General features: G+C 66.2%; 22 protein-coding genes. 15 read left to right on the top strand and 7 right to left on the bottom strand.

What is annotated here, in order from left to right; genetic code table 11:
* Positions 1 to 65: 65 nt before the first annotated feature.
* Positions 66 to 338, top strand: a complete 273-nt coding sequence (locus tag BLU88_RS04025) for a GlsB/YeaQ/YmgE family stress response membrane protein (protein ID WP_092010222.1) — start codon at positions 66 to 68, stop codon at positions 336 to 338.
* Between the two features lie 280 nt (positions 339 to 618).
* Here BLU88_RS04025 and BLU88_RS04020 read toward each other — a convergent pair whose 3' ends face one another.
* From BLU88_RS04020 to BLU88_RS04010, 3 genes are read right to left on the bottom strand one after another with little or no spacing between them, the layout of a single operon-like run.
* Positions 619 to 975, bottom strand: a complete 357-nt coding sequence (locus BLU88_RS04020; protein WP_092010220.1) for a hypothetical protein — start codon at positions 973 to 975, stop codon at positions 619 to 621.
* Entirely contained in the window at positions 968 to 1,441 is a 474-nt protein-coding gene (locus BLU88_RS04015) for an Asp23/Gls24 family envelope stress response protein (protein WP_092010218.1), read from the bottom strand. The genes BLU88_RS04020 and BLU88_RS04015 overlap by 8 nt, the downstream gene beginning before the upstream one ends.
* Positions 1,438 to 2,001, bottom strand: coding sequence for an RNA polymerase sigma factor (locus BLU88_RS04010; RefSeq protein ID WP_092010216.1), 564 nt, complete (start codon positions 1,999 to 2,001; stop codon positions 1,438 to 1,440). The genes BLU88_RS04015 and BLU88_RS04010 overlap by 4 nt, the downstream gene beginning before the upstream one ends.
* A gap of 139 nt (positions 2,002 to 2,140) precedes the next feature.
* Here BLU88_RS04010 and BLU88_RS04005 point away from each other — a divergent pair, with 139 nt between their 5' ends.
* The 5 genes from BLU88_RS04005 to BLU88_RS03985 are packed head-to-tail and all read left to right on the top strand — an operon-like array spanning position 2,141 to position 4,390.
* Positions 2,141 to 2,611, top strand: a complete 471-nt coding sequence (locus tag BLU88_RS04005; protein WP_092010214.1) for an Asp23/Gls24 family envelope stress response protein — start codon at positions 2,141 to 2,143, stop codon at positions 2,609 to 2,611.
* A gap of 37 nt (positions 2,612 to 2,648) precedes the next feature.
* Positions 2,649 to 2,831: a hypothetical protein gene (locus BLU88_RS04000; RefSeq protein WP_092010211.1), complete on the top strand. Its 183-nt coding sequence runs from the start codon at positions 2,649 to 2,651 to the stop codon at positions 2,829 to 2,831.
* 4 nt (positions 2,832 to 2,835) lie between these two features.
* Positions 2,836 to 3,225 (top strand): Asp23/Gls24 family envelope stress response protein, encoded by a 390-nt coding sequence (locus tag BLU88_RS03995; RefSeq protein WP_092010209.1) that lies wholly within the window; start codon positions 2,836 to 2,838, stop codon positions 3,223 to 3,225.
* Positions 3,222 to 3,797, top strand: coding sequence for a DUF6286 domain-containing protein (locus BLU88_RS03990; protein WP_092010207.1), 576 nt, complete (start codon positions 3,222 to 3,224; stop codon positions 3,795 to 3,797). Before BLU88_RS03995 ends, BLU88_RS03990 begins: the two co-directional genes overlap by 4 nt.
* Positions 3,794 to 4,390, top strand: a complete 597-nt coding sequence (locus BLU88_RS03985; RefSeq protein WP_092010205.1) for an Asp23/Gls24 family envelope stress response protein — start codon at positions 3,794 to 3,796, stop codon at positions 4,388 to 4,390. The genes BLU88_RS03990 and BLU88_RS03985 overlap by 4 nt, the downstream gene beginning before the upstream one ends.
* Before the next feature lie 754 nt (positions 4,391 to 5,144).
* Here BLU88_RS03985 and BLU88_RS03980 read toward each other — a convergent pair.
* On the bottom strand, positions 5,145 to 5,921 hold the full coding sequence (locus tag BLU88_RS03980) for an SDR family NAD(P)-dependent oxidoreductase (RefSeq protein WP_092010203.1): 777 nt from the start codon (positions 5,919 to 5,921) through the stop codon (positions 5,145 to 5,147).
* A complete protein-coding gene (locus BLU88_RS03975; protein ID WP_092010201.1) occupies positions 5,918 to 6,742 on the bottom strand; it encodes a thioesterase family protein in 825 nt (274 codons plus the stop codon). Before BLU88_RS03975 ends, BLU88_RS03980 begins: the two co-directional genes overlap by 4 nt.
* Positions 6,743 to 6,836: 94 nt before the next feature.
* On the opposite strand from BLU88_RS03975, the gene BLU88_RS03970 reads away from it, so the two are divergent.
* The 7 genes from BLU88_RS03970 to BLU88_RS03940 all read left to right on the top strand — a co-directional run bounded on the left by BLU88_RS03970 (position 6,837) and on the right by BLU88_RS03940 (position 14,240).
* Positions 6,837 to 7,631: an exodeoxyribonuclease III gene (locus BLU88_RS03970; RefSeq protein WP_092010199.1), complete on the top strand. Its 795-nt coding sequence runs from the start codon at positions 6,837 to 6,839 to the stop codon at positions 7,629 to 7,631.
* A 110-nt stretch (positions 7,632 to 7,741) separates the two neighbouring features.
* A complete protein-coding gene (locus tag BLU88_RS03965; protein WP_092010197.1) occupies positions 7,742 to 8,656 on the top strand; it encodes a GTP pyrophosphokinase in 915 nt (304 codons plus the stop codon).
* 70 nt (positions 8,657 to 8,726) lie between these two features.
* Positions 8,727 to 9,605 carry a DUF5926 family protein gene (locus tag BLU88_RS03960; protein WP_092010195.1) on the top strand — a complete coding sequence of 293 codons (879 nt, stop codon included), beginning with the start codon at positions 8,727 to 8,729 and terminating at the stop codon, positions 9,603 to 9,605.
* Positions 9,606 to 9,686: 81 nt separating this feature from the next.
* Entirely contained in the window at positions 9,687 to 10,514 is an 828-nt protein-coding gene (locus BLU88_RS03955) for a glycosyltransferase family 2 protein (protein ID WP_092010193.1), read from the top strand.
* The gene (gene pheA, locus BLU88_RS03950) at positions 10,511 to 11,449 is read left to right on the top strand and encodes a prephenate dehydratase (RefSeq protein WP_092010191.1); all 939 of its coding nucleotides are present in this window, start codon (positions 10,511 to 10,513) and stop codon (positions 11,447 to 11,449) included. Before BLU88_RS03955 ends, pheA begins: the two co-directional genes overlap by 4 nt.
* 197 nt (positions 11,450 to 11,646) lie before the next feature.
* Positions 11,647 to 13,404 (top strand): FAD-binding dehydrogenase, encoded by a 1,758-nt coding sequence (locus BLU88_RS03945; protein WP_092010189.1) that lies wholly within the window; start codon positions 11,647 to 11,649, stop codon positions 13,402 to 13,404.
* On the top strand, positions 13,401 to 14,240 hold the full coding sequence (locus BLU88_RS03940) for an SDR family NAD(P)-dependent oxidoreductase (protein ID WP_092010187.1): 840 nt from the start codon (positions 13,401 to 13,403) through the stop codon (positions 14,238 to 14,240). The genes BLU88_RS03945 and BLU88_RS03940 overlap by 4 nt, the downstream gene beginning before the upstream one ends.
* A gap of 82 nt (positions 14,241 to 14,322) precedes the next feature.
* On the opposite strand, the gene BLU88_RS03935 is transcribed toward BLU88_RS03940, so the two are convergent.
* Both BLU88_RS03935 and BLU88_RS03930 read right to left on the bottom strand, forming a co-directional pair.
* On the bottom strand, positions 14,323 to 15,255 hold the full coding sequence (locus tag BLU88_RS03935) for an NAD-dependent epimerase/dehydratase family protein (protein WP_092010185.1): 933 nt from the start codon (positions 15,253 to 15,255) through the stop codon (positions 14,323 to 14,325).
* 33 nt (positions 15,256 to 15,288) lie between these two features.
* The gene (locus tag BLU88_RS03930) at positions 15,289 to 16,068 is read right to left on the bottom strand and encodes an enoyl-CoA hydratase (protein WP_092010183.1); all 780 of its coding nucleotides are present in this window, start codon (positions 16,066 to 16,068) and stop codon (positions 15,289 to 15,291) included.
* Positions 16,069 to 16,177: 109 nt separating this feature from the next.
* Between BLU88_RS03930 and BLU88_RS03925 the strand changes: the two genes are divergently transcribed.
* Together BLU88_RS03925 and clpB are read left to right on the top strand one after the other, a co-directional pair.
* Positions 16,178 to 17,755 (top strand): Na+/H+ antiporter, encoded by a 1,578-nt coding sequence (locus BLU88_RS03925; protein WP_092010181.1) that lies wholly within the window; start codon positions 16,178 to 16,180, stop codon positions 17,753 to 17,755.
* Positions 17,756 to 17,875: 120 nt separating this feature from the next.
* Complete coding sequence (gene clpB, locus BLU88_RS03920; protein ID WP_092010179.1) at positions 17,876 to 20,482, top strand: ATP-dependent chaperone ClpB; 2,607 nt, start codon at positions 17,876 to 17,878, stop codon at positions 20,480 to 20,482.
* Positions 20,483 to 20,582: the final 100 nt, after the last annotated feature.

Here is a 20,582-nt window from a genome sequence, read left to right as displayed (position 1 = left end):
TTGTACAGTGGCACCAGCACCGTGCAACCCGGCCGGTCAACTGTCTCAGAAGGGACGTGAGCAACATGGGTTTCATCGCATACCTCATCCTCGGACTCATCGCCGGAGCCATCGCCAAGGCGATCCTGCCCGGCAAACAGGGCGGCGGCTTCATCGCCACGCTCATCCTCGGCGTCATCGGTGCCATGCTGGGCGGTTGGCTCGGCGGCATGATCTTCGGCGCTGAGATGAATTCGTTCTTCTCACTGTCGTCCTGGCTGTGCGCGATCGGCGGCTCGCTGATCGTGCTCATCGTCTGGGGCCTCATCACCGGACGCTCGAAGAGCAAGGCCGAGTGAGCGACCGCACCGTCTGAATGGCCGCTTCCCGGCGGTGCCCTATTGCGGCCCAGAACAGCCGCAGGCGACACCGCCGGCAGCTGCTCAGCAAAGGCGAACAGCCCAGTTCCGAACATGGGCTGTTCGCTTTTTCTGTGCCGACAACATATGAGCGCCGAGGCGTGCTTGTTGGTCCGTCCTTCTCTGAGATGCACAGTTTCCTCAGTGGGCAATTCAGAGAAAGGTGCACCGAAACCGGAATTCACCGCATTCGGGTCGCCGCCCGGTCCGCGAAGCGAACTCAGCGGCTGCGGCTGACGATCCGCACCTCGATGTCGATCTCCCCGACGGGTCCGTCGACTGCGGCACGCAGGTCGACGGCGATGACGGCGAAGAGCTCATCGACGATCTCGGCCACGGGCCGACTGTCGTCGAGGTGGGCGTCGACGCGGACGTTGAGGGCCTCTCCTGTTCGCCAGACCTCGACTCGCAGCGGCTCGGACCCGGTCCGCCGCATCACTCGCGCGGCCGCGTTGGCGATCATGTCCCGCAGTCCCGGCGCCAGACCGGTGACGCCGTCGACTCCGATGACGGATTCGGTCAGACGAGCGGAGACCGCTGCCACGTCGAATCCGTGTGGAGTCTCGCTCTCAGCCATGGGAACCCTCCTCGTCGACGAAGACGTCCTCAACCGTGACGTCGATGCGCGTTGCGGGGATCCCCAGATGCGCGGCCAGGGCGTCGGCGACGCTGCGGCGGACATCCTCGGCGGCGGAGACGAAGGCCGTCCCCGCACTCATCATCACGGTCATGGTGATGTCGACTGCGCTGCCCTCCGGGTCTCCGGCCGGGGTCGCTGTGACGCTGCGGGCACGGACTCCGGGCACGGCGTCGACGGCCCCGCGGATGATGCTGCGCACCTCGGCCGTCGAGATCCGGAACGGGTTGCCGCGTTCGGTCGTCAGCTTCGTGGCCGGGGCCAGCGCGGCATCTTCGCGCACGATCTGGAGGATGCGTTCGCGCAGGCCGACGGATTCGGCGGGATCTGGCTCGAAGGCCCCCATGTATTCGTCGATGATGCCAAGCAGGTGAGCGTCCGTGGCGTCGACGGATTCGTCGCTCATACCCATCCTTCCATGCCCTCGGCGATGGCGGTCCGGGCGCGGTGGATGCGTCCGCGCACGCTGCCTTCGCTGATTCCCAAGGTCTCGGCGACCTCGGCGTAGCTGAGACCTTCCATCTGATGGAGCACCCACGTTACACGCTGCTCCGAGGACAGAGTCTGCAGAACCTCGGAGAAATGCTCGAGTGCCGTGCGCGCCTCGACGGACCGTTCCACCGAGGCGGTGCCGTCGACGTGGTGGCCCAGATCGTCGGGATCCGAGGCATCCGAAGGCCGGGCGGTGCGACGACGCAGCACGTCGGTGCAGCGGTTCGAGGCCATCCGGTAGATCCACGTGCCGAAGGCCGCCGGTTCGGTCAGGGCATCAAGCGACCTCCACGCCTTGACGAGCGTGTCCTGAACGACGTCCTCGGCATCCTGCCTATCCCCGAGCGCACGCCAGGCGAAACGCAGCAGCTTCCGCTCGTATTCGTCGACGAGGGCCTCGAACGAGGCGATGTCACCCTCGCGAGCGCGCACGACCAGGGTGACGATGTCGAAACGATCATCTCCCCTTGTCATATCCACATCGTAGGGCACTGAGAAAAATTTCTGCGAACATCGCGTGAGGATTCCTCCGAGGCCGCGTCTGTACCTGTGTAAGCATCCTTCACCCGAAGGACTTGCGAACCGCATGCCCCTCCAAGGAACAGGAAGAACAATGCCGGAACCCAAGCAGTCCGATTCGAACCAGAAGGCCACCACCGCTCAGAACGACGACGTGCGCAGCCCGCTCGTCACCGAGCTGGGCACGACGACGATCGCCGAGAACGTCGTCGCCAAGCTCACCGGAATCGCCGCCCGCGAAGTCCCCGGCGTCTACGGGATGGGCAATGCCGCGCGCCGCGCCTTCGACACCCTCACCGACCGCATCCCCGGCTCGCAGACCAACGTCTCCGGCGGAGTGTCCGTGGAGAAGGGTGAGAAGCAGACCGCCATCGATCTCACCATCGTCGTCGAATACGGCACCTCGATCGTCGATGTCGCCGAGGCGATCCGCCGCAACGTCATCCGCGCCGTCGAACAGGGCACCGGACTCCAGGTCGTCGAGGTCAACATCGACGTCGCCGACGTCCACCTGCCCGAGGACGACGACGAGGCTCCCGCCAAGGATTCGCCGGAACTCAACTGACCCTCATCCGCAGCACCACCTCGGCAGAAGGAATGCCATGTCGAAAACTCTCATCGGACTCCTCGTCGGCCTGACGCTGGGAATCGTCGCCTATTTCGGCGGCTTCCTCGCGTTCCTCGTCGTCGCCATCTGCGGCGGGCTCGGCCTGGTCGTCGGCCTCGTCCTCGACGGGCGCCTCGACCTGACCGCGCTGAGTTCACGCTCGACCACGCGGAGGTAGTGCCGTGGCCCCGAAACTCGACGACGCTCCCGCTCGCCGAGGCGGTCTGACGATTGCGGACAAGGTCGTCGAGCGCACCGCCGGGCAGGTGCTCAAAGACCTGCCGGGCGTCGGCGGCACGAGCTCGGGCCTGTTCGGAATCGGAGCGAGTTCCAGCCTGGACACCCGCCCGTCCGTGGACGTCGCCCTGTCCGGGCGCAGCTGCACGCTCGCCGTCCAGCTGGGCCTGGCCTACCCCACCCCCATCGCCGAGGCGACCGAACACGTCCGCACCACGCTCAGTTCCGAAGTCGAACGTCTCACCGGCGTCACCGTCCGTCAGGTCGACATCGGCGTGAAGTGGCTCGCCCCGGATTCGGCCGGAGCGAATCGAGGAAGGAACAGCCTGCAATGAGCACACGCCTGCTGCGCAAGCGACCCTCCCGCATCGGCCCGGCCGTGGTCGTCGCGCTCGTTCTGCTGCTCCTCGCCGTGGGGCTCGGCTGGGCCGCAATCGCCGCGTTCGTCTCCACCGGATCGGTCACCGCCGCGCTGACCGGACCCTCCGGGTCCGCGGTCGCCGAGGCGGCCGGGAACCTGCACTGGAATTCCGCACCAGTCATCGCCGTCGGCGCAGTCCTGGCTCTGCTCGGACTCATCGCCCTCATCCTCGGGATCTCCCCCGGTGCGCGCCGGATCCTCGGCGTAAGGGCCGATGGCTCCGACCACATCGGTGACTTCGAGGTCGCTCTGCCCACCTCGGCGCTGTCGCAGATCGCGGCCGCAGCCGCCGATGGGGTCGACGGGGTCAGCGGGGTCAAGGCCGCGTCGAGCGTGAAGTCGACGATCGTGACCTTCTCGACGCCGATCCGAGACCACGAACCGGTCCGCGCCGAGGTCGAGGCCTCCGTGAGGAACCGCTTCACCTCGATCTCGTTCGACCGCACCCCTACGGTGAAGGTCCAGGCCAGAAGGAGCCAGTCATGAGACGCACGGCCGCAGCCGCCAACCGCACCGGACTGATCATCCTCGGCATCATCGTCCTGGCCCTCGGGCTGGCGGTGCTCGCCATCGGGTTCGGTCTCACCGCCCCGGTCGCGCCCGCAGTGGAGGCGGGCGCGGACCTCGGTCCGGTCGCCTCGGTGCTGGCATTGCCCTATTCGGCACTCATCGCCGTGGTCGCGGCCCTCATCCTCGCCGTCATCGGGCTCCGCTGGCTGAGTGTGCAGGTTCCTCGGAAGGACTTCGCGAAGCCCTTCCGGATGCAGGCCGACGCGAGGACGGGACTGACCACGGTGAACGCGGAGGTCATCGCCGAGGCGGTCGCCGCCGACCTCGAATCCACCGAGGGCGTCTCCGACGCCCAGGCGATTCTGCGAGGCACCGCGCGCAATCCGGAGCTGCTCATCCATATCGACGCCGACGAGCGCGCCGACATCGATGCGATCATCGCCGATGTCGCCGAGCGGGCCGCAGGCAATGCGGCGGTCGCACTCGGTGCCCCGCTGAGCGCAGTGGCCCTGGAGATCGGCATCGCCCGCACTCGATCGCGCCGCCAGCGCAGCGTCACCATCCAGTAGCGCCCCGAGACTGGGTCACCATCGGATACTTTCCGGCGCCCGAAATGTCCGTTGGTGACCGAGGTTCGCACGGAACCGTTCGAAAGCGACACGAATACGGACCCCAGTGACCGCAGTCGGGCTGCAGAGACCGAAGGTAACACGTGTTTCGGCGGCGGGAAGAGAAGCGGCGAAGAACGGCTGTGAATGACAAGAACCCCGGGGCGCGTAATCGCGACATCCCGGGGTCCTCGCAGCACTCCCCTCGAGTACCCGGACGCATCCCCATACGTCCGTTATGTCCACCCGATCCCCACCGGGCGAACACCATTAATTTGACCACACTTCCGTAGCGCTTGTAAAGAATCTCACGTCCCGTCTTGAATCCCGTCCAGCCCTATAGCATAGAAGCGATCATAATAAAACCCCTGGTCACAGGCTCAACTTCGGGTAGTTCAAACCTCAACTGAATTGGAACGCGCGTGTGGGAAATTGCATATAGGTCACATTCGGCCAAGGGTGCGGGGCCCATTCCGGCTGATGCGAAGCGACTCGGAACAGCGAGAACCGGCTTCAGCGACCATGATCGGCAGGTGCCGGTGACCATGATCCGCGAGTGATCCCAGAGTGATCCGCGGAAGATCGAAAAGCGATCTGCGAGTGATCCGTGGACGGTCCAAGAGCGATCATTGAGTGATCCGCGGACTACCTGCGGTTGCGACCGCTCACCGTTTCCACCGCTCGCTGCCGGTTCGCCCCTGTGACGACACCCGGATCACCGCCGGCGGGAACGGGCGAAGGAGAATCCCGTCGAACCCCAGCGCATGAGCGGACGCGGCACCGCTGGAGCAGCGAGGGCAGCCAGACGATACCCCCATCCCGGCACCGAGACGACCCTCCCCGCCCGCGCATCACGCAGAGACTCCCGCACCACCTGATCGACGCCGAGCCAGATCAGACCGGGTCCGGGCCGCTCCACGCCGAGGCGGCTGTGGAATTCCGTGCGGACGAAACCGGGCAGAACTACGGTGACCGTCACCGGGCTGTCCTTGAGCTCACCGGCGAGCGCCTCGGTGAAGACCAGGGTCGACGCCTTCGAAGCGGCGTACTGTCCCATCGTCGTCACCGCCGCCAGCGAGGAGACGTTGATGACTCCTCCGCGACCACGGGCCTGCATGCGCCGGGCTGCGGCCAGCGACAGTTCCCTCACCGCCACGGTGAGCACCCGATCCTGATCATTGAGCTCGGCGATATCGGTGTCCAGCAGTGTTCCGCGCAGACCGAAGCCGGCGTTGTTGATGAGCACATCGACCGGCTGCGTCGCGATGATATCGATGACCGCGTCGATTCCGTCACGGGTCGACAGATCGGCCACGGCCACCTCGGCGTGGATATTCTGCGCGGTCTGCAGCTGTTCGGCCAGCACACTCAGTCGGGCCTCGTCCCGGGCGACCAGGACGAGGTCGTATCCCTCGGCGGCCAGCGTGCGGGCATAGCCGCGTCCCAGCCCGGAGCTCGCCCCGGTGATGAGGGCACGCGGCCGCAGGCTCATACCGCTCCGCGGCCTCTGCGCACGGTCAGTGACTGCACCGCGGTGCCGATGGGACCGTCTGCGTCGTTGAGCACGCTCGTCGTCTGCCCCAGACCGTTCGGCCCGAAGGCGACCTTCGTGTCGAAGCCGACCCAACCGGCCTCGGGAACACGGGTGAGGTGGATGGAGAGGTCCACGTTCGGGAAGAACGTCGTCTTCGGATCCTCGCGGACGGCCAGACCGTTGGCGGTGTCGACGAACTTGACGAAGGCCGCGGTCGGCGGGTCGATCTCACCGTCGACGAGAGGGTAGGAGCTGCGCACCCAGGTCTGTGCGTATCCGGGGTGGGCGTCCGCTCCCTGCCGACCTTCGAGCGACGCGATGTAGCCACCGCCCCACCGACCGGTGAACGGGACCTCGGGCACTTCGGACACCGGCGGCAGCGCCTGCCATTCGTCGCCGGCGACCTCCTCGGTGTCCGAGGCCTGCAGACGCCACACCCGGGCGGTCACGCTGGTGCGCTCACCGTGGCGCATCTGCGCTTCGACGAGTTCGATGGTCCGTCCCGGACGGATGACGTTGACGTCGATGGTGAACTCGCCGGAGTGGATGACGCCGAGGACGTCGAAGGTCACCCGGGAGATGAGCTTATCGCTGGGCAGGCGACGTTCGATCTCGGCGAGCACCATCCCCGAGGCGGGTGCGAGGTGCTGTTCGCCGGGCTGCCATGCGCCCTGACTGTGCAAGGTCGAGACGAAGCGGTCCTCGGACAGCCGCACATAGTAGGAGTCCGGGTAGGCGGCACCGTCGTGGCCGAGGTGTGCGTTGGGAGCTTCAGGCATGCACCCAGCCTATCGAGCCGAGGGTGCCCGTTCGACGCGGGGGCGGCGCACGCACCCGCTTTCACCTCCGCCGCGGACGGCTTAGGGTGGGAGGGTGAGAATCGCTACGTGGAATGTGAACTCGATCCGTGCCCGTCATGACCGCATCGGAGCCTGGCTGGATCGTTCGGATGTCGATGTCCTGGCCATCCAGGAACTCAAGTGCAAGGATTCGCAGTTCCCCGAGGAGCTGTTCACCGAGCGCGGCTATGAGGTCAGCTATCACGGCCTCAATCAGTGGAACGGTGTGGCCATCGCCTCTCGCGTCGGACTGGCCGACACCGAGATCGGGTTCAGAGACATCCCTGCCTTCGGTGCCGACGACCCCGTCGTCGAAGCCCGGGCACTGTCGGTGACCTGCAACGATGTGCGAGTCTATTCGCTCTATGTGCCCAACGGCCGCGAACTCGATCACCCGCACTACGGCTACAAACTGGAGTGGTACAAGGCGCTGACGGCCGATATCGCCGCCCAGCTGAGCGCCGAACCGGAGAAGAAGCTCGTCCTCTGCGGTGACTTCAACGTCGCTCCTCTCGACGAGGACGTCTGGGACATGGCCGAATTCGACGGTGCCACCCACGTCTCCGAGGCCGAACGCGCGGCCTTCGACGATCTGCTCGGCGCGGGCCTGTCCGAAGTCACTCGGCAATTCACCCCCGGGCCCGGCGTCTACACCTTCTGGGACTACCAGAAGCTGCGGTTCCCGAAGAAGCAGGGCATGCGCATCGACTTCCAGCTCGCTTCGCAGGCGCTGGCGAAGACCGCGACCGCCGGCGAGATCGACCGTGAGGAACGCAAGGGCAAGGGCGCGTCCGACCACGCTCCCGTCATCGTCGACTACGACGCCTGAGGCACCTTCGTCTCACCTTTCGGCACACCGGCGCAACTTCGGAGTCGAAGCCATAGACATCTCTCCTCTCTTCTGGTGAAGTTGAATCAGGAGCTAGGAAGGTGACGAGGATGTCAGCAACTGTCCGCGAATTGGTCGACGAAGCCTACGATCGGCGTGAGTCGACCTGGAGGGCCGCCCTCGAGACGGTCAACGACTGGGTCGAGTCCGTCCGCGCTCCTTCCGCACTGCTCTCCGGCGATCGGGTGCGTGTCGTCGACGGTCGGATCAAGGATCGCCTGCGCACGGGAGAGAAGCTGCGCCGCAAGCTCGCCGACGCCAATGACGAGATCCACGAATCCGTCGAGGTCGAGAACCAGGTCATCGATGTCGTCGGCTCCCGCGTCATCTGCCGCACCGAACGCGAACAGTCAGCCCTGTGGGATCTGCTCACCGAGGTCAGTGACGATACGAATCTCTCCATCGCCGAGGTGCGCGACTATTCCGCGATCCCGAAGCCCTCGGGGTACCGCGGCCGTCACCTCATCGTCGAGGTCCCCTTCGATTCCGAGCCCTCCGTCCTCGTCGAGCTCCAACTGCGCACGATCATGCAGGACGCGTGGTGTGTGCTGGCCGAGGAACACCTGTTCAAACCCGGGCAGGCGCTGAAATCCGATGCGCAGCAGGAGCGGCTGTCGGTCATCCTCGCCGGGCTCATGGCGCAGGCGGATTCCGTGGCCGGCTATATCGCCGACGACGTCGGGGCGTATCTGGGCATGGGCAATTCCGCTCCGCCCCGAGCCTTCGCCGAGGTGGACGAACCGACCGATCCGGCCATCGAGGTCACGATCCGCGAACTCAACCACTCCTATGTCCTCGCCGCCGACGAGGTGGGCAGACACGGAATCATCCGCTTGGAGACTCTCGGGCTGACTCCCGACAATCCGGAGCGCTCCGCCTTCCCCCATCCGGGGGACAAGCTGCAGGTGCGCATGGACGAGTCGAACACCACGCGCTACTTCATCCCCGTCGGCCGGGAAAGCTGAACTCGACGCCGCAGCACCGACCGCGGACCCATCGACCCGGTCACCGCTGCACCGACTAGACTTGCATCCCATGGGAAAGAAGTCGAAGCGCTCCAAGGAAGAACTCATCGCCAAACGCCTCGCCAGGGCGCAGGCCACGGCATTCATCGCGAGACCGTTCGCGGACCTGGCGTTCGAAACCGACCTGATCTGTCTGCGCGAGCTCGTGCCCGCGGCCACCGCGACCGCGAAGCTGACCGAGGAGTACGGCGGCCACGAGGTGACCATCGCCTCCCTGCTGCCCGCCGCCTGGCAGGCGTGGCGCCGCGACGACGGTGAGATCATGGCCGGCATGCAGGTGCCCGTGTCCTCGACCGACGCCTCCCGCGACGTCGCCCGTGGGCTGCTGGCCGCCGTCGACGCCGAACCCGGCACCTCGATCGAGGCGACGACAGAGCCCGGCGAGGGTCCGCGCCTGCAGGACATCCTCGACACCTCTCATCCGTTCGACGTCCGCGTGCTCGAGAGCTTCGACTACTGGGCCCTGCCCGAAGCCGAGTCCGACCCCGACGTCGCAGCCGCCCTGCAGCAGGCCAACGACTCCGTGGCCCCGACGGAGAAGCTCGCCTCCGTCGATTCCGCCTACTGGACCGAGATGTCCGGCCGCACCTACGTCCGCTGGGCCCGTTCCGAGGGTGAGGACCGCGTCGTCGACGCAATGGCGCGCCTGCAGGCAGAGAACGCCAACGACCTCGGCGGAATCGGCACCTTCCTCGGCTACTTCCGCGCCCACGGCATCATCGTCCCCGTCTGGGAACTGACGTTCGGCACTCAGGTCGACGACGTCGAAGAGCCCATCGCCGCCTTCGGCAAACGCCTCGACGAAGCGCTGAACACGACCGAGCCGATGAGCACCGAGGCCCGCCGCGTCCGCTCGGGCATCGTGTCCCGCCAGCTGACCATCCACTGATATCCGTCACCACCCCATCACCGAGGCAGGACCCGGGAACGGTGCCCCGCCTCGGTGCCGGTGACGGACAGGAGAACCGACATGAGCGCACAGCCGCACCCCGCCCCCGAGGCGGTCGCCGCCGTCATCCCCGCGATGAACGAATCCGCACGGATCGGTGCCACCGTCACCGCGGCCAAGCAGATCCCCGGGGTCGACATGGTCCTCGTCGTCGACGACGGATCATCTGACGACACAGGGTCCCTGGCCCGCCGCGCCGGCGCCGAGGTGATCACCCACCCGAAGAACAAAGGCAAGGCCGCGGCCATGATGACCGGGGCGTTCGCCGTGCGCAACCGGGAGATCTCCGACGCGGATCCGAACGTCGAACCGACGCACCGGGCGCTGCTGTTCATCGACGGCGACCTCGAGGACTCAGCGACCAATACCGCTCCCCTGGCCGAGCCTGTGCTCGCCGGGGATGCCGATATGACGATCGCGATCCTGCCCGCGCAGAAGCGCAAGGGCGGGGGCTTCGGCTTCGTCGTCGGGCTGGCGAAGAAGGGCATCGCCGAGCTCTCCGGATTCGAAGCCACCCAACCTCTGTCGGGCATGCGCTGCCTGTCGAGAGAGGCCTTCGATGCGGCCCTGCCGTTCGCCGCCGGCTGGGGTGTCGAGGCAGCCATGACCATCGACGTCGTGAACGCCGGACTGCGCGTCGAAGAGGTCGAATGCGATCTCCACCACCGCGTCACCGGCCGCGACCTGAAAGCCCAGATGCACCGCGCCGCGCAGTACCGCGACGTCGCCCGCGCGATCCTCGTCCGCCGCCTCCGCGCGAAGCGCAGCGGGACTTCCCCTGCGGCCCGCAGCGAGTCCGACGTCTCCGCACAGAATCTTTCCGCTGACCACAAGGAGACCGGCCGATGAGCCTCAACCGTTTCGCGTACCTCGGCCCGGAGGCCACCTTCACCGAGGCGGCCCTGCTCAGTTTCCTCGACTCCCGGAACCTGCGCGCCGAGGCCACGACGCATCCGATGCGCAATGCCCCCTCGGCGCTCGATGCGGTGCTCGAGGGTGACTGCGATGCCGCGGTCGTGCCGATCGAGAACTCCCTCGAGGGAGGGGTGCCCGCCACGATCGATGCGCTGACCGAGAACGGACGACTCCAGATCATCGCCGAGGTGGTCGTCCCCGTCCGCTTCGTCCTCGCCGTCAAACCCGGCACTAACAGGGAAGAGATCTCCTCCTTCGGTTCGCACCCGCACGGTGAAGCGCAGGTGCGTGCGTTCATGAACGAGAACTTCCCCGAAGCCGTCTACCTGCCGACCTCGTCGACCGCTGCCGCAGCACGTGATCTGGCCAATGATGCCGGTGACCACATGGCCGCCGTCTGCCCGGCTCTGGCCGCTCAGCGCTACGGTCTCGAGATCGTCGCCGAAGACATCGGCGACCGCAAGGATGCCGTCACCCGATTCGTCGTCGTCACCCGCCCGGGCCCTCTGCCCGCTCCGACCGGCGCGGATAAGACGACCATCGTCGCAGCGCTGCGGTCCGACCGCGCCGGTTCCCTGCTCGAACTGCTCGAACAGTTCTCCAGCCGCGGGGTGAATATGTCCCGCATCGAATCCCGGCCGACCGGGGACGGGCTGGGCCTCTACCAGTTCTCGATCGACCTGCTCGGGCACATCCATGAGGCACGGATGGCCGAGGCTCTGCAGGGAGTCCACCGGGCAGCACTCACACTGCACTTCCTCGGCAGCTACCCGAGCTCCGACGGAGCCGTGGTGCCGATCGACCCGACGACGACGGATGAGTCGTTCGCCGCAGCCGCCGATTGGCTGGAGTCGACTCTGGGCGCCTGAGCGTCTGGGGCTGCTCCCCGTCCCGTTTCGCCGCTGAGTGCGGTGCCTCGCGCGCCCTACCCGGCGCCTAATCTGCAATACTGGCGTCTACTGGTAAGTAAGTGTGCGCAGATTGCCAGAAAAGGGTCCTGTTCCGGGCAATCTGCGCACACTTGACGTCGGTTTGCCCGCCGATGAATGCGACAGAGGAGTCGACGATGAACGCAGACAGCCGCCCATCCCCCGATGCGATCGTCGTCGGGGCCGGTCTCGCCGGACTCGTCGCCGCACATGAACTCACCCAGGCCGGCAAGCGCGTGCTCATCCTCGACCAGGAGAACCGAGCGAACCTCGGCGGGCAGGCCTTCTGGTCCCTCGGCGGACTCTTCCTCATCGACTCCCTCGAACAGCGACGGCTGCGCATCCACGATTCGCTCGAGCTCGCCAAGGATGACTGGGCCACTTCGGCGGGCTTCGACCGAGACGAGGATCATTGGCCCCGGAAGTGGGCGGAGGCCTACCTCGAGTTCGCGGCCGGAGAGAAGCGCCAGTACCTGAGTGACCTCGGCCTGCGACTGACCCCGATCGTCGGCTGGGCAGAACGTGGAGGGTCCGGGGCGGGTGAGCACGGCAATTCCGTGCCCCGCTTCCACCTCACCTGGGGCACCGGCCCCGAGGTGGTCCGAGTGTTCCGTGACCCCGTCGAGACCGCAGAGGCCGCCGGACTCGTCGAGTTCGCCTTCCGTCACCGCGTCGACGAACTCATCACCGAGGATGGGGCCGTCGTCGGTGTCCGCGGACGCACGCTCGCCCCCAGCCACACTGCCCGCGGAATCAAGTCGAACCGGGAGGAAGTCGCGGACTTCGAACTCCGCGCTCCCGCCGTCATCGTCACCACCGGCGGCATCGGACACAATTTCGAGCTGATGAGGAGATACTGGCCGACCGACCGCCTCGGCGAATTCCCGGACACGATGCTCGCCGGAGTGCCCGCGCACGTGGACGGGCGGATGCTGCGGATCGCCGAGGATGCCGGAGCCAGCCTCATCAACCGGGACAGGATCTGGGCGTATACGGAGGGCATCGAGAACTGGAATCCGATCTGGCCGGGGCACGGGATCCGCATCATTCCCGGACCGTCGTCGCTGTGGTTCGATGCCGAAGGCAACCGCTTCCCGGCCCCGAACTATCCCGGCTTCGATACGAATCGGACGATGCGCACCATCCTGGAGACCGGTCACGACTATTCGTGGTTCGTGCTCAACGAGTCGATCATCCGCAAGGAATTCGCGCTCTCCGGTTCGGAGCAGAACCCGGACCTCACCGAGAAGGACATTCGCATCACGCTCGACCGGGTGCGGTCCTCCGACGCACCGGGACCGATCGAAGCTTTCAAGAAGTACGGTTCCGACTTCGTCGTGGCCGAGACCACCGAGGATCTGGTCGCGGGAATGAACGAACACTCCCGCGGACCGGTCATCGATCATGACCACCTCGTGGAGCAGATCCGGCAGCGAGACCGGCAGACCGACCACGCCTTTTCGAAAGATGCGCAGGTCCAAGCCATCCACAATGCGCGGTCCTATCTGGGCGACAAGATCGTACGCGCGGTCAAACCGCACAGAATCCTCGACCCCGCACACGGTCCGCTCATCGCGGTGCGTCTGAGCCTGCTCTCGCGCAAGACTCTCGGCGGGCTGGAGACGAACCTCGACGGGCAGGTGCTTGCCGCGTCTGGTGCTGGTGCAGGGTCCGGCAGCGGCGAACCGATCCCCGGCATGTATGCCGCCGGTGAGGTGACCGGTTTCGGAGGCGGCGGGATGCACGGCTACAACGCACTCGAGGGAACGTTCCTCGGCGGATGCATCTTCTCCGGCTTGCGCGCCGGACGCGCTGCCGCAGAGCAGGCAGGCTATACGGCGAGGCCTGTGAAGCCGGAGACCGGATCCGCACCCAGCGAAGGAAAGCGCACATGACCCCCACCGCACAGTCGGACCTCACCGTCCTCGTCACCGGCGGCACCTCGGGAATCGGCAGAGCCGTCGCCGAGGCACTGGCGACGAAGGGATGCACGGTGCTGGCGACCGGACGGAATCTCGACCGCCTCGAACCAGCCGAATGGATCCCCGGCGTCCGCTATCTGCCGCTCGATCTGGCCGTCCCCGACGGTCCGGACCGTTTGGCCGGAGAACTCGATGAGCTCGGCCTGCTCGACGGCATCGATGTGCTGATCAACAATGCCGGTGAGAGCCAGTCGGGGCCGTTCGAAGAGCTGCCGGCCGAGGCCATCGAGCGGCTCTTCCGCACGAACGTGTTCGGGCCCGTTCGGCTGAGCCAGCTCGTTCTGCCCGGAATGCGTGCACGCCACCGGGGGCGCATCATCATGGTCGGGTCGATGCTCGCCAGTTTCCCGCTGGCCCACCGCAGCTCGTATTCGGCGGCGAAGGCGGCTCTGCGCGCCTTCGCCACGGCGGCAAGGCAGGAGCTCTCCCCCTTCGGAGTGTGGGTGAGCACCGTCGAACCGGGATCGATCGCCACAGGCATCGGACTGCGGCGGACGAAGTACCTCGAAGAGGGTTCGCCCTATACGCAGGATGTCACGACGATGCTCGAACGTCTCGACGCCAATGAACGCGGCGGCATTCCGGCAGAGAAAGTCGCGGCCACGATCGTCGATGCAATCATCGCGCCGCGACCGCGCGAGTTCTACGCCGTCGGCAGCAGGGCACCGCTGCCGTTCCTGCTGGGGCGCGCGCTTCCGCGCGAACTCATGTCGAAGATCGTCGCCGCCCAGCACGGGCTGAAGCGGTGACGACAGGCGCCGGAAGCGGAGGCAGGGCGAGTATCTGACGTCGGGCTGAAGCGGTGAGCCTCGGAGGCCCGGCCCCAGCCGCCTACTGCAGCCGTGACGGGATGAGGTGCTGGGTGGTCGAGATGCCGAGCACCCGCTGCTGCCGTGACAGGTTGTAGGTCCGGTCCGACTGCAGGTATCTGACGAGGAAGAGCTTCGCGAAGTCCCCGCGTTTAAATATGCTCTTGACCTTGAGCCCGAGCTTCGCCGCCACCAGTGCCTTGTCCTTCGCCACGCCTTCGATGACGACTTGGTCGTAGCCCATTCGTGCGAAGTGAGTGACGACAGCCTCTTTGAGCCGGTAGGGAATCGGGTCGCCGATATTGAACGGTCCCGCCGCCGACGGCACATCCAGGCAGGCGAGCGCCGCCCGGACCACATTGTCGATATGAGTCAGGGTGATCTTCTGACGACCGCCACCCGGCAGCCGCAGCACACCCTTCTTCGACATCCGCGACAGGAACGGCATGAGCATCGTCTCGCCCGGGCCATAGACTGCCGCCGGCCGCAGGATCGCCGCATCGGCCCGCAGGCGCCCGACGAGCTGTTCGGCGAGCGCATGAGTGCGAGAGTAGGCATCGGCGAAATCGTTGGGATCCTTCGGACCGGCCTCCTCCCACAACTCGGCGTGGGGTTCGGACTCGGAGTACACCGTCGTCGAGGACACATGGACGACGCGGGACTGCGGGAAGGCGTCGAGGACATTGCGCGTGCCCGTCACCTTCACCTCGTAGAGCTCATCGTCATCGGCGCTGACAGAGGCGATCCCGGCACAGTGGAAGACCGCGGTCGCGCTCTTGGCCAGCGAAGTCACCGCTGCAGGTGCGGGCTCCGTGATGTCCCAATGCTGGAAGTTCACCCCGGGGATCTCCGGGTTCCTCCGACACAGCGCATAGACCGTTTCGCCCCGATCGGCGAGCGCCCGTGCAATGGCACCACCGATGAAGCCGCTGGCTCCGGTCACTATCACCGACACGACGGTCCCCTTCTCCTCTTCATGCCCACCGCCTCAGCGGCGGTGCTGCCACTGCGGTTCCCTCTTCGTCAGGAAGGCGTCGATCCCCTCCTGCGCATCGGCTGCAACGGCATTGTCCGCCATCACCTGCGACATCCGCGCATAGGCATCGGCCACAGGCAGTTCCCGCTGTTCGTAGAACGCGGCTTTTCCTAGGGCAACTGTAGCCGACGAGGCGGACGCGACCTTGAGAGCCAATTCCAAGGTGGCCGACTCCAGGTCAGCATCGGCGACGACATCGGAGACGAGGCCGAACTTCAGCGCATCTGCAGCGGTCACGAAATCACCGGTCAGCAGCATCCGCATCGCCTGCTTCGCCGGCACCGCACGGGAGAGTGCCACCATCGGAGTCGAACAGAACAGACCGATCTTCACCCCGGGAGTGGCGAACCTGGCGGACTCGGCGGCGACCGCCAGATCGCAGGTCGCCACCAGCTGGCAGCCCGCAGCAGTGGCCACTCCCTGCACCTGCGCGATGACCGGCTGCGGGATGGACTGGATGAGCTGCATCAGCCGCACACACGCATCGAACGTGGTCTGCTGCGTGGCATGATCGGCACCACGGATCTCGGTGAGATCATGACCGGAGCTGAACACATGACCGGCGGTGTTGAGGATGACCGCGCGCACATCGGCGCGCTCGGCCACCTCGGTGAGGGTGCCGATGAGGTCCTCCATGACCGTGCGCGACAGCGCATTGCGCGTGGACGGCCGGTTGATCGTCACGGACGCGACTCCGTCGTCGAGGTGGCCGAATACAATTGATTCCGACATAGCCTCATTCTGCCAAAGGTCTGCGGACCCGGCGCGGAATCTGCGCCGACATTTTTCCGCCCGCCTCCGGACTTATCCGCCCCGGTGGGAGCGGTTCGGAGGGACTGGCATGACCACGTTGCTGATGATCATCGGATTCGGAGCCGCCACCTCTGTGGTGGTCGGATTGGGGCAGAAGCTCAAGCTTCCCTGGCCGGCGCTGATGGTCCTCATCGGCATCGCCGGCGCGTTCATCCCCACCTTCGCCGAGGTGGCTATCGACCCCGAGCTCGTCCTCCCCCTGTTCCTGCCGCCCCTGCTCTTCGCCGCCGCGCAGAAGACATCGTGGGCGCTGTTCGCGATCCGGTGGCGCACGATCCTCGGCATGTCCGTGGCCCTGGTCGGGGTGACCGTGGCCGCCGTCGCCGGGTCCGCGGTCTTCCTCATCCCCGGAATCACGATCGCCGCTGCCATTGCACTCGGCGCCATGCTCGCCCCGCCCGACCCCGTCGCCGTCGAAGCCGTGGCCAGCACCGTCTCGATCCCCCGCCGCATCATGTCGACCCTGCAGAGCGAGGGCCTGTTCAACGATGCCGCCTCCCTGGTCATCTTCCAGACCGCAATGGCCGCGGTCCTGGCCGGCACCGAGGTGGACTACGCAGATCTGGCCGTGTCATTCGTCGTCTCCGCCGTCGTGGCGATCATCGTCGGACTGGTTCTGTCCTTCGCCGCATGGTGGGTGATGGAGAAGATCGACCACACGATCGCTCGGTCCTCGCTCATGCTCGTCCTGCCCTTCGGCGTCTACCTCGTGGCCGAGCACTTCCACGCCAGCGGAGTCATCGCCGTCGTCGTCGCGGCCCTCGAGGTGCGACGCCGCGATGTCGAGGGCAATTCGGCGGAGCGGGTGACGCAGAATTCGACGTGGCAGGTCCTCGAGATGCTCATCACCGGAATCGCCTTCGGTCTCATCGGCCTCGATCTGCGCCTCATCGTCGAATCCGAGCACGCCGACCTCGGGCGGGCGATCCTCGTCGGTGCCCTCATCGCCGTCGTGGTCGTCGCCGTCCGCTTCGTGTGGCTGCTGTTGGGCACGGTCATCGAACGCAAGAGACGCGAGGAGGATCCGGATGCCGCGCCCCTGAGCGTCCGCGATGCGACGCTGATGACCTGGGGCGGGATGCGCGGCCTGGCCACCGTCGCACTGGCCCTGTCCATCCCGGCCACGACGAGTTCCGGCGCACCGTTCCCCGGGCGGTCCTATATCGTCGTCGCGGCCGCGGTGGTCCTGCTGGTCACTCTGGTGCTGGCGGGTTTGAGCTTCCCGACGGTCGTCGCCCTCCTCGGCATCGACGACGAAGCGGAGAAGGAGCATCAGGCCACCAGGGACATCGCACTTCGGGCCTACAAAGCCGCGATGCGCGAGATCAAGAACGACGACAGCCTGCCCGACGACGTCATCGAACCTCTGCGGGCACGGTTCAAGGTCCTGCACGATCAGCTCAGCGGAACCACCGATGACCAGGCGAGCTCGGAACAGGCGATGGCGTTCAAGGAGCACCGGGAGCAGATGATGCAGGTGCAGAAGAAGGCCATGCAGTCCGCCCGCGCCGAGGTGCTCAAGGCCCGTCGCGAACGCGGCACCGATCCGGAGATCGCCGACCGGGTGCTCCACCGCTTCGACCTCCAGTCAGTCATCACCCGGTAGGGGCGCCTCGGCGAAATTCTTCTTCGATTCTGAAGGTTGAGTGGAATAGACTCAACTTTGTTGGTGTTGTTCTTTTCGAGAGCTGAAATCAGCACAGAATTCTGAAGAGGAGATGCGTACATGGACGCACAGATGACAACCAAATCCCGGGAGGCGCTGCAGACTGCGGTCAACGACGTCGTCGCCCGGAAGAATAACCAGATAGAACCGGCTCACCTCGTCGCGGCCCTGCTCGGCCAGCCCGATTCGCTGGCCGCCACCCTGCTGACGAAGGTCGGTGCCGACCCGCAGGCCGTGCTCCGGTCGATCGAATCCGTGATCAGCGGATTCCCCACCGTCAGCGGTTCCACCGTCAGCCAGCCGGGGCTCTCCCGCGCGGGCCTGGAGATGATGAACCTCGCGCAGGAGGAGATGACCGCACTCGGCGATCAGTTCGTCTCGACCGAACACCTGCTGCTGGCCGCCGCGGCCGGCCAGGACACCACGGGTGAGGCGCTGCGTGCGAATGGAGCGAACCGGGACGCGCTGCTGGCGGCCCTTCCCGAACTGCGCGCCGGCAAGAAAGTCACCTCGGAGAACCCCGAGGAGACGATGCAGTCGCTGGAGAAGTTCGGTATCGATCTCACCGCAGTCGCCCGTGAGGGCAGACTCGACCCGGTGATCGGCCGCGATAAGGAAGTGCGCCGCGTCGTACAGGTGCTCTCCCGCAGGACGAAGAACAACCCCGTCCTCATCGGTGAGCCCGGCGTCGGCAAGACCTCCGTCGTCGAAGGCCTGGCCCAGCGGATCGTGGCCGGTGACGTACCCGAATCGTTGCGCGACAAGACGCTCATCAGCCTCGACCTGTCCGCCATGGTCGCCGGGGCGAAGTACCGCGGCGAGTTCGAGGAGCGGTTCAAGGCCGTGCTCGAGGAGATCAAGAACGCCGACGGCCGGATCATCACCTTCATAGACGAACTGCACACGATCGTCGGTGCCGGTGCCGGCGGGGACTCCTCGATGGACGCGGGCAATATGCTCAAACCGATGCTCGCCCGCGGTGAGCTGCGGATGATCGGTGCCACCACGCTGGACGAGTACCGCGAGAACATCGAGAAGGACCCCGCCCTGGAACGCCGGTTCCAGCAGGTGTTCGTCGGTGAGCCCAGCGTCGAGGACACGATCGCGATCCTGCGCGGGCTCAAGGAACGCTACGAAGCCCACCACAAGGTCACCATCAACGACGGCGCCCTGGTCGCGGCCGCGACAATGTCGAACCGGTACATCACCGGCCGACAGCTGCCGGACAAGGCCATCGACCTCGTCGACGAGGCGGCTTCCCGCCTGCGGATGGAGATCGATTCGGCTCCGGTCGAGATCGATGAGCTCCGCCGCGCCGTGGATCGACTGAAGATGGAGGACATGGCGCTGGCGAAGGAGACCGACTCCGCGTCCGTCGAGAGGCTGAGCGCCCTGCGCGCCGATCTCGCCGACAAGGAGGAGGAGCTGCGCGGACTTGAGGCCACGTGGGAGTCCCAGCGCGCCGGCCTCAACCGGGTCGGTGAGCTGAAGACGAAGCTCGACGAGCTGCGTTCGGCCGCCGAGAAGGCTCAGCGCGACACGGACCTCGAGACCGCGTCCCGTCTGCTCTACGGCGAGATCCCCGCCGTGCAGAAGGAGATCGCCGAGGCCGAAGCCGCCGAAGCCCAGGCCGAAGCGGGAGCGAATTCGGATCAGATGGTCTCGGACAAGGTCTCGAGCAACGACATCGCCGAGGTGGTCTCCTCGTGGACGGGCATCCCCGCCGGACGTCTCGTCCAGGGTGAGGTCGAGAAGCTGCTCGGCGCGGAGGGCATCCTCGGTGAACGTCTCATCGGACAGAAGAACGCCGTCGCCGCGGTCTCCGACGCCATCCGCCGTTCGCGCGCCGGTGTCGCCGATCCGGATCGTCCGACCGGTTCGTTCCTGTTCCTCGGACCGACCGGTGTCGGCAAGACGGAGCTCGCGAAGTCTCTCGCGGACTTCCTCTTCGACGACGAGAAGGCCCTGATCAGGATCGATATGAGCGAATACGGTGAGAAACACACCGTGTCCCGTCTCGTCGGTGCCCCTCCGGGCTACGTCGGATACGACGAGGGCGGCCAACTCACCGAGGCGGTCCGCCGTCGGCCGTACTCCGTCGTCCTGCTCGACGAAGTGGAGAAGGCGCACCCGTCCGTGTTCGATATCCTGCTGCAGGTCCTCGACGACGGTCGGCTCACCGATGGTCAGGGACGCACGGTCGACTTCAGGAACACCATCCTGATCCTGACCTCGAACCTCGGTTCGCAGTTCCTCGTCGACAAGAATCTGTCGACCGAGGAGCAGAGGTCCAAGGTGCTCGATGTCGTGCATTCGACGTTCAAGCCCGAGTTCCTCAACCGTCTCGATGACATCGTGATCTTCGACGCACTCAGTCAGACCGAGCTCGCTTCGATCGTCGATCTGCAGATCGCGCACATGTCGCGCAGGCTCTCGGACCGTCGGGTCTCGCTCGAGGTCACTCAGGGTGCCGAGGACTGGCTGGCTCTCGAAGGCTACGATCCGGCATTCGGTGCCCGGCCGCTGCGCAGGCTGGTCCAGCGCGAGATCGGCGACAAGCTGGCCCGTGCCCTGCTCGCCGGCGACATCGTCGACGGGGACACCGTGGTCGTCGATCTGCCAGAGGACCCCGAGGCCACCGGCCTGGAGCTGCGCCCCAAACGGTAAGGCTCCTGGCCGCGGCGAGTTCGCAAGAGGCAACCACAAAAGGTGCAGGGCATCAGTTTCGATCCTGATGCCCTGCACCTTTTGTGATGCGGCGTCGAAC

It is taken from the genome of Brevibacterium siliguriense, assembly GCF_900105315.1.
GTDB lineage: Bacteria > Actinomycetota > Actinomycetes > Actinomycetales > Brevibacteriaceae > Brevibacterium > Brevibacterium siliguriense.
Note: the sequence above shows the minus strand (reverse complement) of the source record. Positions and strands in the feature narration are given on the sequence as shown.